Origin of the sequence: Aeromicrobium sp. (genome assembly GCF_049587115.1) — a bacterium.
Classification (GTDB): domain Bacteria; phylum Actinomycetota; class Actinomycetes; order Propionibacteriales; family Nocardioidaceae; genus Aeromicrobium.
The window spans coordinates 1-14481 of record NZ_JBAVDI010000015.1 but is presented as its reverse complement, the minus strand read 5'-3'; the positions used below and the strand labels follow the sequence as shown (position 1 = coordinate 14481).

General features: G+C 66.4%; 13 protein-coding genes. 9 read left to right on the top strand and 4 right to left on the bottom strand.

What is annotated here, in order from left to right; all coding sequences use genetic code 11:
- The 3 genes from WB461_RS01375 to metH form a co-directional block, all read right to left on the bottom strand.
- Complete coding sequence (locus WB461_RS01375; RefSeq protein ID WP_423850932.1) at positions 1-210, bottom strand: hypothetical protein; 210 nt, start codon at positions 208-210, stop codon at positions 1-3.
- A 156-nt stretch (positions 211-366) separates the two neighbouring features.
- Positions 367-1218, bottom strand: a complete 852-nt coding sequence (locus WB461_RS01370) for a PAC2 family protein (protein ID WP_423850931.1) — start codon at positions 1216-1218, stop codon at positions 367-369.
- A 100-nt stretch (positions 1219-1318) separates the two neighbouring features.
- Positions 1319-5119, bottom strand: coding sequence for a methionine synthase (metH, locus tag WB461_RS01365; RefSeq protein WP_423850930.1), 3801 nt, complete (start codon positions 5117-5119; stop codon positions 1319-1321).
- Between the two features lie 188 nt (positions 5120-5307).
- Here metH and WB461_RS01360 point away from each other — a divergent pair, with 188 nt between their 5' ends.
- A complete protein-coding gene (locus WB461_RS01360) occupies positions 5308-5949 on the top strand; it encodes an HAD family hydrolase (RefSeq protein WP_423850929.1) in 642 nt (213 codons plus the stop codon).
- On the opposite strand, the gene WB461_RS01355 is transcribed toward WB461_RS01360, so the two are convergent.
- On the bottom strand, positions 5946-6803 hold the full coding sequence (locus tag WB461_RS01355; protein WP_423850928.1) for a RecB family exonuclease: 858 nt from the start codon (positions 6801-6803) through the stop codon (positions 5946-5948). The genes WB461_RS01360 and WB461_RS01355 overlap by 4 nt on opposite strands.
- 66 nt (positions 6804-6869) lie before the next feature.
- Here WB461_RS01355 and WB461_RS01350 point away from each other — a divergent pair, with 66 nt between their 5' ends.
- The 8 genes from WB461_RS01350 to prcA all read left to right on the top strand — a co-directional run bounded on the left by WB461_RS01350 (position 6870) and on the right by prcA (position 14295).
- Entirely contained in the window at positions 6870-7802 is a 933-nt protein-coding gene (locus tag WB461_RS01350; protein ID WP_423850927.1) for a site-2 protease family protein, read from the top strand.
- A complete protein-coding gene (locus tag WB461_RS01345; protein WP_423850926.1) occupies positions 7799-8689 on the top strand; it encodes a tRNA (adenine-N1)-methyltransferase in 891 nt (296 codons plus the stop codon). The genes WB461_RS01350 and WB461_RS01345 overlap by 4 nt, the downstream gene beginning before the upstream one ends.
- Positions 8690-8796: 107 nt before the next feature.
- Positions 8797-10524: a proteasome ATPase gene (gene arc / locus WB461_RS01340; RefSeq protein ID WP_423850925.1), complete on the top strand. Its 1728-nt coding sequence runs from the start codon at positions 8797-8799 to the stop codon at positions 10522-10524.
- Positions 10525-10527: 3 nt separating this feature from the next.
- Positions 10528-11013 carry a GNAT family N-acetyltransferase gene (locus tag WB461_RS01335; RefSeq protein WP_423850924.1) on the top strand — a complete coding sequence of 162 codons (486 nt, stop codon included), beginning with the start codon at positions 10528-10530 and terminating at the stop codon, positions 11011-11013.
- The gene (dop, locus tag WB461_RS01330; protein WP_423850923.1) at positions 11010-12512 is read left to right on the top strand and encodes a depupylase/deamidase Dop; all 1503 of its coding nucleotides are present in this window, start codon (positions 11010-11012) and stop codon (positions 12510-12512) included. Before WB461_RS01335 ends, dop begins: the two co-directional genes overlap by 4 nt.
- Positions 12513-12576: 64 nt before the next feature.
- Positions 12577-12771, top strand: a complete 195-nt coding sequence (locus tag WB461_RS01325; protein ID WP_423850922.1) for a ubiquitin-like protein Pup — start codon at positions 12577-12579, stop codon at positions 12769-12771.
- Positions 12771-13586, top strand: coding sequence for a proteasome subunit beta (gene prcB / locus WB461_RS01320; protein ID WP_423850956.1), 816 nt, complete (start codon positions 12771-12773; stop codon positions 13584-13586). Before WB461_RS01325 ends, prcB begins: the two co-directional genes overlap by 1 nt.
- A gap of 13 nt (positions 13587-13599) precedes the next feature.
- On the top strand, positions 13600-14295 hold the full coding sequence (prcA, locus tag WB461_RS01315) for a proteasome subunit alpha (protein ID WP_423850921.1): 696 nt from the start codon (positions 13600-13602) through the stop codon (positions 14293-14295).
- Positions 14296-14481 lie beyond the last annotated feature (186 nt).

Sequence of the window (14481 nt, the reverse complement as noted above, 5' to 3'; positions counted from 1 at the left end):
CTACTCCCGGTGCTGGTCGGACCCAGCCAGTTCGTCGTCGCTCGTCGTGATCCTCAACGTGCCGTTGAGCTTCCAGGTCGCTCGTGGTGCGTCGGCTCCGGTGTCGCGAGGAACTTCGACTGCCATGTCGATGAACTCATAATTGACCGCCGCTCCCTTGCCGGTCAGGTAATCCCAGACCTCGCGGCCCAGATCCGCCCAGTCGGTCACCGGCTGAACTCCAGGCCGGCCCGTCGAATCGTCATGTGTCGTCATGTGCGGTCCTCCAACGTCGGGCGGCGGCTCCACCCCTGTCATGAGAATGTCACGCGCACAACCAACCGCAACCCCAACTGCGAGCGGCCGGGCGACCGGACTCGGAACGACCTATTCCGGGTCATCGCCGCGCCGCCTCAGGTAGCGCTCGAACTCACGAGCAATCGCATCACCGGAAGCCTCGGGGAGATCGCTGGTGTCGCGCTCGTTCTCCAGCGCCTCGACATACTCGGCTATCTCCTCATCGCGGGAGGTGAGGTCCTCAGCACCGCGCTGCCATGCGTCGGTCATCTCGACCAGCACACCCTGGGGGAGCGGCAGGCCCATGGCGTCCTCGATCGCTCCCAGCAGGGCCAAGGTGGCCTTGGGGCACGGCGGCTCGGCGAGGTAGTGGGGAACGGCGGCCCACAGCGATGCGGCCGCGATGCCCTCGCGCGACGCCATCTCGTTGAGGATCGAGGTGATCCCAACAGGTCCCACGTAGGTCGAGGGGAGCAATGACATTCGCCGCATCAGGATCGGATCGATCGTCGAGCCGCTCACCGGCACCGGGCGGGTGTGGGGCGAGTCGGCCAGCAGCGCGCCCAGGGTGATCAGCTCGGTGACCCCGGCGAGCTTCGCGACCCCCAGCACCGTGGAGCAGAACGCCTTCCAGCGGAAGTTGGGCTCGGGAGCTCGCAGCAGCAGGACGTCGCGATCGCCGCGGCGAGGTCGAGCGTGGAAGATCTTCGGCGCAGGCCAGGTGATGATGCGATCGCCGTCGTCGTCGTTGTGGACCTGGGGCCGGTGCATCTGGAAGTCGTAGTAGTCCTCGGGGTCGAGCTCGATCAAGAGCTCGGCCTCCCACTCGTCGATCAGGTGGTCGACCGTCCCGGACGCCGCGTCGGCTGCATCGTTCCAACCCTCGAAAGCGGCGACCATCCATGGGTCGCGGAGCTGGGGGATGTCCGCCTCGGAAGTCACCCGCTAACCCTATCCCGCAGCTGACGATGGGGAGGCCGAAGACCGATCACGCTGCCTGGTCGAGCGCCAGCGAGTTCCGCCGGTGCGAGCGAACGCCTACCTACTCGTTCTCCGTCCGGTATCCGAGGTTGGGGGAGAGCCACTTCTCAGCCTCGTCGACGGTCCAGCCCTTGCGCTCGGCGTAGTCCTCGACCTGGTCGCGTCCGACGCGGCCCAGGACGAAGTACTGCGACTCGGGGTGCGAGAAGTAGAACCCGCTGACCGAGGCGCCAGGCCACATCGCCATGCTCTCGGTGAGCTGGATGCCGGTGTTGGCCTCGACGTCCAGCAGCTCCCAGATCGTGCGCTTCTCGGTGTGCTCGGGACACGCGGGATATCCGGGGGCGGGCCGGATGCCGGAGTACTTCTCCTTGATGAGCTCGTCGCTGCTGAGGGCCTCGTTGGGGGCGTGCGCCCAGAACTCCTTGCGCACGCGCTCGTGCAGACGTTCGGCAAACGCCTCGGCAAGCCGATCTGCGAGGGACTCCAGCAGGATTGCGCTGTAGTCGTCGAGCTCCTTCTTGAACTGCAGGATGCGATCGGTGATACCGGTGCCAGCAGTGACAGCGAAGGCGCCGACGTAGTCGTGCAGGCCGGTCTCCTTGGGTGCCACGAAGTCCGCGAGCGACTTGCGGGCCGTGCCTTCGCGACCCTCACCCTGCTGCCGCAGCTGGTGCAGGACTGTCCTGACCTCGGTGCGAGATTCGTCGGTGTAGACCTCGATGTCGTCTGCAGCGATCTGGCTGGCCGGGAAGAGCCCGAACACGCCGTCGGCCTGGATCCACCGCTCCTCGATCAGCTTGTCCAGCATGATCTGGGCATCGTCGTAGAGCTTGCGAGCAGCCTCTCCGGACGTCGGATTGTTGAGGATGTCCGGAAACTTGCCCTTCATCTCCCAGGCGTTGAAGAACGGCTGCCAGTCGATGTAGCCGCGCAGCTCCTCGAGCGAGTAGTCCTTGAAGGTCTTGACGAACTGGGTGACCGTGCCGTGCCGGTGGTCGCAGCCGGGTCCCGAGCAGAGGTCCCTGGCCTGCTGCAGCAGCATGCGGGGCCGCGGTGGCTGGTAGCCGGACCAGTCGATCGGGGTGGCCTGTTCGCGCGCGGCGGCGATGGTCAGCAGCGTGCGGGTGTCCTGGCGGGCGGCGTGACGCTCGCGCAGGGCCGCATAGTCCTCGAGGGTGTCGGCCACCAGCTTGGGCCGCTGATCCTCGGACAGCAGCGCAGCGACGACCGGCACAGACCGCGATGCGTCCTTCACCCAGATGACCGGGCCGTGATACTTCTGCGCGACCTTGACCGCGGTGTGCGCACGCGACGTCGTTGCCCCGCCGATCATGAGGGGGATGTCGAAGCCCTGACGCTCCATCTCGACGGCGAAGTTGACCATCTCGTCGAGCGACGGCGTGATCAGGCCCGACAGCCCGATGACGTCGGCGCCCTCGGCCTTGGCTGCATCGAGGATCTTCTGCGCCGGAACCATCACACCCAGGTCGACGACGTCGTAGTTGTTGCACTGCAGGACGACGCCGACGATGTTCTTGCCGATGTCGTGGACGTCCCCCTTGACCGTGGCCATCACGACCTTGCCGTTGCTCCGCTCGGCGTCACCAGGTTGCTTCTCGGCCTCGATGAAGGGCAGCAGGTACGCGACGGCCTTCTTCATCACGCGGGCGGACTTCACGACCTGCGGCAGGAACATCTTCCCGTCGCCGAACAGGTCGCCGACGACGTTCATGCCGTCCATCAGCGGGCCCTCGATGACCTCGATGGGGCGTCCGCCTCGGTCGGAGATCAGCTGACGCAGCTCTTCGGTGTCCGACTCGGCGAACTCGTCGATGCCCTTGACCAGGGCGTGCGTGATGCGTTCGGTGACCGGGAGGGAACGCCACTCCTCGGTGGCGACCTCCTTGACCGAGCCGTCACCGGCGAAGTCGGCGGCAATCTCGAGCAGCCGCTCGGTCGAGTCAGGACGACGGTTGAGAATGACGTCCTCGATACGGTCGCGGAGCAGCTCGGGGACCTCGTCGTAGACCTCCAGCGCGCCCGCATTGACGATTCCCATGTCCATGCCGGCCGAGATCGCGTGGTACAGGAACACGGCGTGGATCGCCTCGCGCACGGGATTGTTGCCGCGGAACGAGAATGACACGTTGGAGACGCCTCCGGAGACCAGTGCGCCGGGGAGGTTCTCCTTGATCCAGCGAGTTGCCTCGATGTAGTCCAGGCCGTAGTTGGCGTGCTCCTCGATCCCGGTTGCCACCGCGAAGCAGTTCGGGTCGAAGATGATGTCCTCGGCCGGGAAATCCACCTGATCGACCAGGATGTCGTAGGCCCGCTGGCAGATCTCCTTGCGGCGCTCGAGGTTGTCAGCCTGCCCCTCCTCGTCGAAGGCCATCACCACGACCGCGGCACCATACTTGCGACACAGTCGCGCCTCACGGACGAACTTTTCCTCGCCCTCCTTGAGTGAGATCGAGTTGACGATCGACTTGCCTTGGACGCACTTGAGCCCCGCCTCGATGACATCCCACTTGGAGGAGTCGATCATGGTCGGCACGCGGCAGATGTCGGGCTCGGTGGCGACCAGCTTCATGAAACGATCCATCGCCTCGATGCCGTCGATCATGCCCTCGTCCATGTTGACATCGATGACCTGCGCACCAGCCTCGACCTGCTGGCGGGCGACGGCCAGGGCAGTCGTGTAGTCACCGGCCTTGATCAGGTTGCGGAAGCGTGCTGACCCGGTGATGTTGGTGCGCTCGCCGACATTGACGAACAGCGTCTCCTCGACGACCGTGACCGGCTCCAGCCCGGACAGGCGCAAAGCGGGACTCGTCTCCGGGACCGCTCGCGGTGCCTTGTCGGCCACGTCGCGTGCGATCGACGCAATGTGCGCCGGTGTCGTGCCGCAGCACCCGCCGACGAGATTGACGAAGCCACTCTCGGCGAATTCCGCCACGATCGCGGAGGTCTCGTCTGGGGCCTCGTCGTACTCGCCGAAGGCGTTCGGCAGCCCGGCATTGGGATAGCAGGAAACGAAGGTGTCGGCTACCCGTGAGATCTCGGCGATGTAGGGCCGCATCTCCTTGGCGCCCAATGCGCAGTTCAGGCCAACCAGGAGCGGCTTCGCGTGCCGGACCGAGTGCCAGAACGCCTCGGACACCTGCCCGGAGAGCGTGCGCCCCGATGCGTCAGTGATCGTGCCCGAGATGATGACAGGCCAGCGTCGGGCGCGCTCCTCGAAGAGGGTCTCGAGGGCGAAGATCGCCGCCTTGGCGTTCAGCGTGTCGAAGATCGTCTCGATCATCAGGACGTCCGAACCGCCGTCGACCAGACCATTGGCCTGCTCCAGGTAGGCGGTGACGAGCTGGTCGAAGGACACGTTGCGGGCGCCCGGATCGTTGACATCGGGTGAGATCGAGGCGGTGCGGCTCGTGGGGCCGATGGCGCCAACGACGTAGCGGGGCTTTTCAGGGGTGCGCTCGCTCATCGCGTCGCACTCGCGCCGGGCGAGGCGCGCAGACTCGAAGTTGAGCTCGTACGCGAGGTCCTCCATGCCGTAGTCGCTCAGCGACATCGTGGTGGCGTTGAAGGTGTTGGTCTCGATCAGGTCGGCACCGGCCTCGAGGTATTCACGGTGAATTGCGGCGATGATCTCGGGCTGGGTCAGGCTCAACAGATCGTTGTTGCCCTGCACGTCCGACGGCCAGTCGGCAAAGCGTTCGCCGCGATAGCCGGCCTCGTCGGGACGATCCCGCTGGATTGCGGTGCCCATCGCGCCATCGAGGATCATGATGCGGCTGTGCAGCAGCGCGGTCAGGTCGGACGTGGCATCAGGACGAAGGTTCTGGGTGTCGGACACAAGCAATCCTCGGAAGTGCGATCGGCAGGAATGCTGGGGATCTCCAGCCGGCGGCGGGCTCGCCTAGGCCTCAGGAGTCCCGAACTCTGATTCAGTATCTCACGGTCAGCAAGGTTCCTCAGAACCGTCACCGCGTAGGCACAACGCGCGGATGCGGCCCGGGGTCACGCCTCGGCTACGGTTGAGCGGTGCCTGCATACGCCGCTGTCCTGTGGGACCTCGACGGCACCATCGTCGACACCGAGCCCCTCTGGATGGCCGCCGAACACACGCTGGCCCAACAGCACGGGAAGATCTGGACCGAGGAGGACGGGCTCGCGCTGGTCGGCAATTCGCTCCTGACCTCGGGCCAGTACATCCGTGACAAGCTCGACAGCTCGATGTCGCCGGAGGAGGTCGTCGACTACCTGGTCGGCCAGCTGACATCCGCGCTGACCAACCACATCGACTGGCGACCCGGCGCCCGCGACATGATCGCGGCATTCGAGTCCGAAGGGATGCCGCAGGCGCTCGTCACGATGTCCTACACCTCGATCGCCGAACCGGTCGCCGCGGCGCTGCCCTTCAAGGCCGTCGTGACGGGCGACACGGTCTCCCGCCCCAAACCGCACCCCGATCCGTATCTGCTGGCAGCCGAGCTGCTGGGCGTGGACGCCGGTCAGTGTCTGGCGATCGAAGACTCCGGCACCGGAGCGGCATCGGCGAATGCGGCCGGCTGCGACGTGCTGGTCGTGCCGCACTTCGTCAACGTGCCAGCAGCTGAGCGACGGGTACAGATTCCCACCCTGGAAGGTCTGAAACCCGACGACCTCCGCGAGCTGTTCGCCTAGGGCGCAGTCGTGGTCAGCGAGCTGACGTCGACGATCTCCAGCGCCGGAAGCTCCGGGGGAGTGCCGCCGAACTCCGGGCACAGTGCCTGGTGCGCGCACCAGGCACACAGACCACTTCTGCGGGGTGGGAAGTCGCGCAGCTCGATCGCGCGCTCGATCGCCGACCAGAGAGCCACGATCTTGCGCTCGGTCGCCAGCAGCTCGGCCTCGTCCGGCTCGTAGGTCAGGAACGATCCGTCGCCGAGATACATCAGCTGCAGCAGCGTCGGGATGACACCCCGCGTCCGCCAGATGACGAGTGCGTAGAACCGCATCTGGAACATCGCCTTGTCCTCGAACCGGGGGTTCGGGGAACGGCCCGACTTGTAGTCGACCACCCTGATGCGGCCGTCGGGAGCAATGTCGACACGGTCGATGATGCCTGACAGGGTCAGCCCTGACTCAAGCGCGTAGGAGACCCGTTCCTCGCGGGAGGCCGGCTCGAGATAGCGGGGATCCTCCATGTCGAAATAGGTGCCGAGCAGGTCGACGCACGATGCCAGCCATGCGGTCTCGTCGGCGGCCTGCTCGGCGCTGAACAGCTCGGCGAGCCGGGGCTCCGCGGTGCGAAGGGTCTCCCACTCGCCTGGCAGCAGATCCACGGCGCGGTCGAGCGTCCGGCCCGCGGACGGGTCGTCGAACAGGTCTTCAAGGACCGCATGCACGAGCGTGCCGCGGACCATGGCTGGGTCAGGCGACTCGGGCAGCCGATCGATCGTGCGGAAGCGGTACAGGAGCGGACAGGTCTGAAAGTCGCCGGCCCTGCTGGGTGACAGCGATCGTCGAACGGCCTGCGGAGCGTCGGTGTCGTCCATGGTGAGCAGACTAGTTCGACCCACCGACGCATCGGAGTGCAACGCTTGACCCGTTAGATTGACTCGGTGAGCTCACCCGCGCAGCCCGGCACGTGGCGCATCGGACGTGTCTCCGGTGTCGACGTGCTGATCAAGCCGTCACTACTGCTGATGGGTGTGGCGCTGGTGCTGCTGTTCGCGCCCCGGTTCGAAGGTCGACTGGACTCCAACCCCTACGTCATCGCCACTGGCTTCGTCCTTGGGCTGTACGTGTCAGTGCTGGTTCACGAGCTCGCCCACGTCGTGGTGGCCCGACGATTCCGCATGCGAGTGCGCTCGGTGACGTTGCACCTGCTCGGCGGCGAAACCCTGATCGAGGGGGAGAGTCGCACGCCGTGGCAGGAGCTCGCGATCTCGATAGCGGGGCCGCTCGCCTCGCTCGCCATCGGTCTCGCGAGCTTCGCGGTCGAGCCCAGCCTGAGCGGCACCACCGCCGACATCCTCTACGCGGTGGCGCAGGTCAACATCCTGGTGGCGATCTTCAACATGCTGCCGGGTCTGCCGCTGGACGGCGGACGGGTGTTCCGGGCGATCATCTGGCAGGTCACGGGCCGCGAGGCGCTGGGCATCCGGGTGGCCGCGTGGATCGGCCGCCTCACGGCGATCGCGATCGTCGTGCTCGTGCTGGTCCGGGACCGCGGTGGTCCGGAGTTCACCATCGACCTGGTGATCGCAGCGCTCGTCGGCTGGTTCCTGTGGCAAGGGGCCGGTGACGCGCTCCGCAGCGCCAGTCGCGCCTCCCGGGTCAACCTGCTCGATGCGAGGACGCTCGCGGACACCTCCACGGCCGCTCCGGCCGGCATGCCGGCCCTGCCTGCCGATCTGCGTGGATCCGAGCTCTTGCGTGCCATGGCGGCAGTGCCCGCTGACACCTATGTCCTGACCGAGCCCGACGGCAGCGTGTATGGCGTGCTCAGCGCCAACGCTGTCGACGAGGCCTATCGAGCGAGCCGACGATGACTTCCTTCATGCGCAGTGGACCCCTCCAGCCGGGCGAGTGGGTGCGACTCACCGACCCCAAGGGCCGCAAGCACAACGTGCAGCTCGAGCCGGGGAAGGAGTTCTCCACGAAAAAGGGCCAGATCCGGCACGACGACATGATCGGCCAGCCCGAGGGCATCGTGATCGAGTCGTCGCTGGAGGCCCCGTACCAGGTGTTCCGACCGCTGCTGTTCGAGTACGTCGTGTCGATGCCGCGGGGGGCCGCGATCATCTACCCCAAGGACGCCGCCCAGATCGTCGCGCAGGCGGACATCTATCCCGGAGCGCGCGTCGTCGAGGCCGGAGCAGGGTCGGGCAGCCTGACGGCCTACCTGCTGCGCGCTGTCGGGCCCACCGGCACCCTCGGCTCGTACGAGCTGCGCGAGGAGTTCGCCGAGAACGTGCGCAAGAACGTCCGCCAGGTCGCCGGGACCGACCTGCCCGGATGGACGCTGACGGTCGGCGACGTGCGCGAGGTCGTCACCGAGACCGAGATCGACCGGTTGATCCTCGACATGGTGGACCCCTGGACATGCATCCCGCTCGCTGCCGAGCGGCTGGTCCCCGGTGGAATCATCTGCGCGTACGTCGCCACCACGACCCAGCTGTCGCTGTTCGTCGAGACAGTGCGGGCCGACGGCGGCTTCACCGAGCCACGTGCCTGGGAGACCCTGGAGCGGGACTGGCACCTCGAAGGGCTGTCGGTCCGGCCTCAGCACAAGATGAACGGTCACACTGCGTTCCTCGTGACGGCCCGCCGAATGGCGCCCGGCCACCGATCGATGGGCACGTCTCGCCGTCCAGCACCCGGTGCCTACGGCCCGGACTACACCGGACCGCGACCGGCCGGCAGCGAGATCGCGTAGGACCTCCGCCGGAGCTGGCCGACGCGACACCCGCGGCGCATCCGCGATGACAGGCGCAGACGTGTCACCGGCAGGTAGGGTCGTGGCTACGAGTAGTGAGGTGGCTGATGACGGACAGTGGCTTGGGTGGTCAGAGCAGCGGCTCCGAGCAGGAGGTCGCCTACTTGCGCGCGGAGGTCGAGCACCTTCGTCGTCGCCTCGGTTCGGTGGGTTCGACCGACTCGCGCCTCACCGAGCTCGAAGCCAAGCTGTCCGCCACGAATTCTCAGAACGAGCGCCTCACCTCGACACTGCGCGAGGCGCGCGATCAGATCGTCTCCCTGAAGGAGGAGGTCGATCGGCTGGCTCAACCGCCGACCGGTTTCGGCACCTTCCTGCAGCGCAATGACGACGAGTCCATCGACGTGTTCACCGGGGGGCGCAAGCTTCGCGTCAACGTCAGTCCCGCTGTCGACCGGCTCGCCCTGCGCAAGGGGCAGGAGGTCATCCTGAACGAGGCGATGAACGTCGTGACTGCGCTGGATTTCGAGCTCACCGGCGAAGTCGTCGCGCTCAAGGAGATCCTGGCGGACAACGAGCGCGCTCTGGTCATGGGCAACGCCGACGAGGAACGCATCGTACGGCTCGCTGAATCGCTCGACGGCGTCAAGCTGCGCCCCGGTGACTCCCTGCTGCTGGACTCCCGCTCGGGCTACGTCTACGAACGCATCCCCAAGAGCGAGGTCGAGGACCTGGTCCTCGAAGAGGTCCCGGACATCGACTACGAGTCCATCGGCGGCCTGCGCAGCCAGATCGAGTCGATCCGGGATGCCGTCGAGCTGCCCTACCTGCACCCCGAGATCTTCATCGAGCACGAGCTCAAGCCGCCCAAGGGCGTGCTTCTCTACGGGCCTCCGGGCTGCGGCAAGACCATGATCGCCAAGGCGGTGGCGGCCTCGCTCGCCAAGAAGGTGTCCGAGCGAACCGGCGAAGAGGGACGGTCGTTCTTCCTCAACATCAAGGGACCGGAGCTTCTCAACAAGTACGTCGGCGAAACCGAGCGGCACATCCGCCTGGTGTTTCAGCGGGCACGCGAGAAGGCCAGCGAGGGCACGCCGGTCATCGTGTTCTTCGACGAGATGGACTCGCTCTTCCGCACCCGCGGATCCGGCGTCTCCTCTGACGTCGAGAACACCATCGTCCCGCAGCTGCTGAGCGAGATCGACGGCGTCGAGGGCCTCGAGAACGTCCTGGTGATCGGTGCGTCCAACCGCGAGGACATGATCGACCCCGCGATCCTGCGGCCCGGTCGACTCGACGTCAAGATCAAGATCGAACGGCCCGACGCCGAGTCGGCGACCGACATCTTCAGCAAGTACCTCACCGCCGGACTCCCGCTGCACGCGGACGACCTGGGGGAGTGGAGCGGCGACCGCCAGGCCTGTGTCACCGGCATGATCCAGCGCACGGTCGAGCGGATGTACACCGAGTCCGAGGACAACCAGTTCCTTGAAGTCACCTACGCCAACGGCGACAAGGAAGTCCTGTACTTCAAGGACTTCAACTCCGGCGCCATGATCCAGAACATCGTGGACCGGGCGAAGAAGATGGCGATCAAGGACCTGCTCGAGAGCGGCCAGCGCGGCCTGCGCGTGCAGCACATGCTGCAGGCCTGCCTCGACGAGTTCAAGGAGAACGAGGACCTGCCCAACACGACCAACCCCGACGACTGGGCGCGGATCTCGGGCAAGAAGGGTGAGCGCATCGTGTTCATCCGTACCCTCATCTCCGGCAAGAGCGGCAACGAGCCGGGCAGGTCCATCGACACCGTGGCCAACACCGGCCAGTACCTGTAGACGGTGCTGACGTACGACCTCCGCGCTGTGCCCTACGGCAGCGCCGACCCACAGCTGCTGACGGCAGAGGTGCAGGCCGAGTACGCCCGGAGGTACGGCGGGAAGGGTGACATCGCCCCGATCGACACCGCCGAGTTCGACGGCGAGCAAGGGGAGTTCTTCGTCGTCTACGTCGACGACGCACCGGTGGCGATGGGTGGCTGGCGTCGTCACGGCGAGGACGGTGACGGCGAGATCAAGCGGATGTACGTCCGTCCCAGTCATCAGCGCAGAGGACTGGCGCGAGTGGTTCTCGCTCATCTCGAGGCGACCGCTGTCGCAGCCGGCATCAGCCGGTTGATTCTCGAGACAGGCCTGGCACAGCCCGAGGCCATCGCCATGTACCGCTCCGCCGGCTACACCGACATCCCGGCATTCGGTTTCTACGCGGCTGATCCGCTGAGCGTCCACCTCGGCAAGGTGCTGGCGGGGCATAGGCTCACGTCATGACCGTCAGGCGGGTGCAGGGCAGCGAGGTCGAGTACGGCATCGCCGTGCAGGGGCAGCCGCATGCCAACCCCATGGTGGCGTCGACACACGTCGTCAACTCCTACGCCGCGGCTCACGGGCTGACCCGCCGCGCCCGCTGGGACTTCGAAGAGGAGAATCCGCTTCGCGACGCACGCGGCTTCGACCTCAGCCGCGAGGTCGCCGACCCGTCGCAGCTCACCGACGAGGACATGGGCCTGGCCAACATCATCCTCACCAATGGTGCTCGGCTGTATGTCGACCACGCGCACCCGGAGTACTCCAGCCCGGAGGTCAGCAACCCGCTCGACGTCGTCAGGTGGGAGAAGGCAGGGGAGAACGTGATGCGGCTCGGTGCCGAGCTCGCGGCCACGATTCCCGGCACCCAACCGATCGTTCTGTACAAGAACAACATCGACAACAAGGGTTCGTCCTACGGCTCCCACGAGAACTACCTGATGCGCCGGGACGTCCCGTTCGACCAGATCGTCGAGCACCTGACGCCGTTCTTCGTCTCGCGTCAGGTGTTCACAGGGGCTGGCCGGGTCGGGCGCAAGCAGGACGGCAGCGTCGATGCGTTCCAGATCAGCCAGCGGGCCGACTACTTCGAGGTCGGAGTAGGCCTGGAGACCACGCTGAAACGACCCATCATCAACACGCGCGACGAGCCGCACGCCGATCCGAAGAAGTACCGCCGCCTGCACGTCATCATCGGCGACGCGAACTGCTCGGAGACCGCGATCTACCTCAAGCACGGCACGACCTCGCTGGTGCTGGCGATGATCGAGGCGGGGTTCCTCCGCCGCAGCCTCGCGCTCGCCAATCCGATCCGCTCCCTGTACGACATCTCGCACGACCCCAAACTGACGCAGAAGGTCGAGCTGGAGGATGGCCGGACCGTCACGGCGCTGGAGCTGCAGGGCGAGTACCTGCAGCTCGCGCGGGAGTTCGTCGCCCGCGAGGGTTCTGACGAGCAGACCGACGACATCCTTCACCGCTGGGCAGACGTTCTGGAGCGATTGGCACGCGACCCCATGGAATGCGTTCAGGAGCTGGACTGGGTTGCCAAGCTGGCGCTGCTGGAGCGCTACCGCGAGCGGGACGGCCTCGACTGGTCGCACGCCAAGCTGCACCTGGTCGACGTGCAGTATCACGACATCAGGCTGCACAAGGGGCTCTACCACCAGCTCGTTCGCACCGGTCGCATGGACCGACTGCTCACCGAGGACCAGATCGCGGCCGCAGTGACCGACCCGCCGCGCGACACCCGTGCGTACTTCCGCGGGATGTGCCTGACCAAGTTCTCGAAGGACATAGCCGCCGCCTCCTGGGACTCGGTGATCTTCGATCTGCCGGGCCGCGACTCGCTGCAGCGCATCCCCACGATGGAGCCGTTGCGCGGTACTGCCGAGCACGTCGGCGGGCTGTTCGAGTCCTGCGCGACAGCCGCAGAGCTGTTCGCGGCGATCACGCGTCGCTGACCGTCCGGCGACACTCCAGGGCGACTCACCCGCGGGAGTACCGCCTGCGGGATAGTGTGAAGCCATGTCCGAGCAGCAGCACAGGAGCACCCGCAAGTCCAGCGAGTCCGACGCCCAGGTCGAGACCACCGAGGTCGACACCGAGCGCAAGGAGAAGCTCGACGACGACGTCGACTCGATCCTCGACGAGATCGACGACGTGCTCGAGGAGAATGCCGAGGAGTTCGTCCGCAGCTTCGTGCAGAAGGGCGGGCAGTGATGCTGCCTGACGGCACTCGGCTGTCTGAAACCTCGTCCTTCGCCGACTACCTCTCCGTCCGGGCGCCCGAGCTGTTGCCATCCGCACGGACGAGCGACGGGGCGAGTCTCGTCGGGGTCGCCCACGGCACGACGATCGTGGCCGCGACATTCGACGGTGGCGTGGTCATGGCGGGTGACCGCCGAGCCACGATGGGCAACGTGATCGCGCAGCGCGACATCCAGAAGGTCTTCCCGACCGACGAGTACTCCTGCGTCGGCATCGCGGGCACAGCGGGCCTCGCGGTCGAGATGACCAGGTTGTTCCAGGTCGAGCTCGAGCACTACGAAAAGATCGAGGGAACGGTCCTCTCGACCGATGGCAAGGCCAACCGTCTGGCGGCCCTCATCCGCAACAATCTCGGCATGGCGATGCAGGGACTCGCGGTCGTCCCGCTGTTCGCGGCCTATGACCTCGATGCGCAGGTGGGACGCATCTTCGCCTTCGACATCACCGGCAACCGCAACGAGGAGCGGGCGTTCCATTCGGTCGGTTCCGGGTCGACCTTCGCTCGCGGCTCGCTCAAGAAGCTCTATCGCGAAGGTCTGACCGAGCACGAGGCTGTCACCGCCACGATCCAGGCGTTGTACGACGCGGCGGACGACGACACCGCGACCGGCGGACCCGATCTGGCCCGCCGGATCTTCCCGATGGTCGGCGCCATCACCGCCGACGGTTATCGCGCCTATCCCGAGGACGAGACCGCGGCGATCGCCGACCAGGTGATCGCAGCCCGGATGGGTCGTCCCGATGGCCCCTCGGCCCCCCTGACGTGAGAGGACCGACCCGATGACGCAACCGTTCTACGTCTCGCCCGAGCAGCTGATGAAGGATCGGGCAGACTTCGCCCGCAAGGGCATCAGTCGCGGCCGCAGCGTCGCCGTTGTCCAGTACGACGACGGCATCGTGTTCGTCGCGGAGAATCCGTCGCAGGCGTTGCACAAGATCAGTGAGATCTACGACTGCATCGGCTTCGCGGCGGTGGGTCGCTACAACGAATTCGAGAACCTACGGATCGCCGGCGTCCGGCTGGCCGATCTGCGCGGCTACTCATACGACCGCAGGGACGTCACCGCCCGCGGTCTGGCCAATGCATACGCCCAGACGCTCGGCACTATCTTCTCCTCCGGCGGCGAGAAGCCGTACGAGGTCGAGATCTTCGTCGGGGAGCTCGGTGCTGATGCCTCGCAGGATCAGGTTTACCGGCTGATGTACGACGGATCGGTTGCCGACGTGCAGGGATTCGGGGTCATGGGGGGCCAGAGCGAGCTCGTCGAGACCTACCTGGGGGAGCACTACACGGCTGGGATGGCCCTCGCGGAAGCGATCCGGGTCGCGGTCACGGCGCTCGGCCAGGACACCACACCGGCGCGCACCGTCGAGGCGTCGGCGCTCGAGGTCGCCGTGCTGACGCGTACCCGCACGCAGCCGCGCAAGTTCCGACGCCTCACCGACTCCGACGTCGTGGCCGCTCTCGACGTCTAACCCCGCCCCCACCCCACCGAGCGGTGGATGTGCCACCTATCGCGCCGACCGCCGGTGCCTGGGCCACCTATAAGGGGTGCGTATGCGTGGGTGAGCCACCGCCGCGCCGTGTTCGACGGCATCATCCCGCGCGGGTGACCCTGCGCGACTAGGCTGATCGCATGGACCGGCGGATCTTCGGTATCG

Coding starts and splice junctions, on each gene's coding strand:
- WB461_RS01355 (WP_423850928.1), bottom strand. CDS start 6,803: ATGGACGACACCGACGCTCCGCAGGCCGTTCGACGATCGCTGTCACCC.
- WB461_RS01345 (WP_423850926.1), top strand. CDS start 7,799: ATGACTTCCTTCATGCGCAGTGGACCCCTCCAGCCGGGCGAGTGGGTG.
- arc (WP_423850925.1), top strand. CDS start 8,797: ATGACGGACAGTGGCTTGGGTGGTCAGAGCAGCGGCTCCGAGCAGGAG.
- dop (WP_423850923.1), top strand. CDS start 11,010: ATGACCGTCAGGCGGGTGCAGGGCAGCGAGGTCGAGTACGGCATCGCC.
- WB461_RS01325 (WP_423850922.1), top strand. CDS start 12,577: ATGTCCGAGCAGCAGCACAGGAGCACCCGCAAGTCCAGCGAGTCCGAC.
- prcB (WP_423850956.1), top strand. CDS start 12,771: ATGCTGCCTGACGGCACTCGGCTGTCTGAAACCTCGTCCTTCGCCGAC.
- prcA (WP_423850921.1), top strand. CDS start 13,600: ATGACGCAACCGTTCTACGTCTCGCCCGAGCAGCTGATGAAGGATCGG.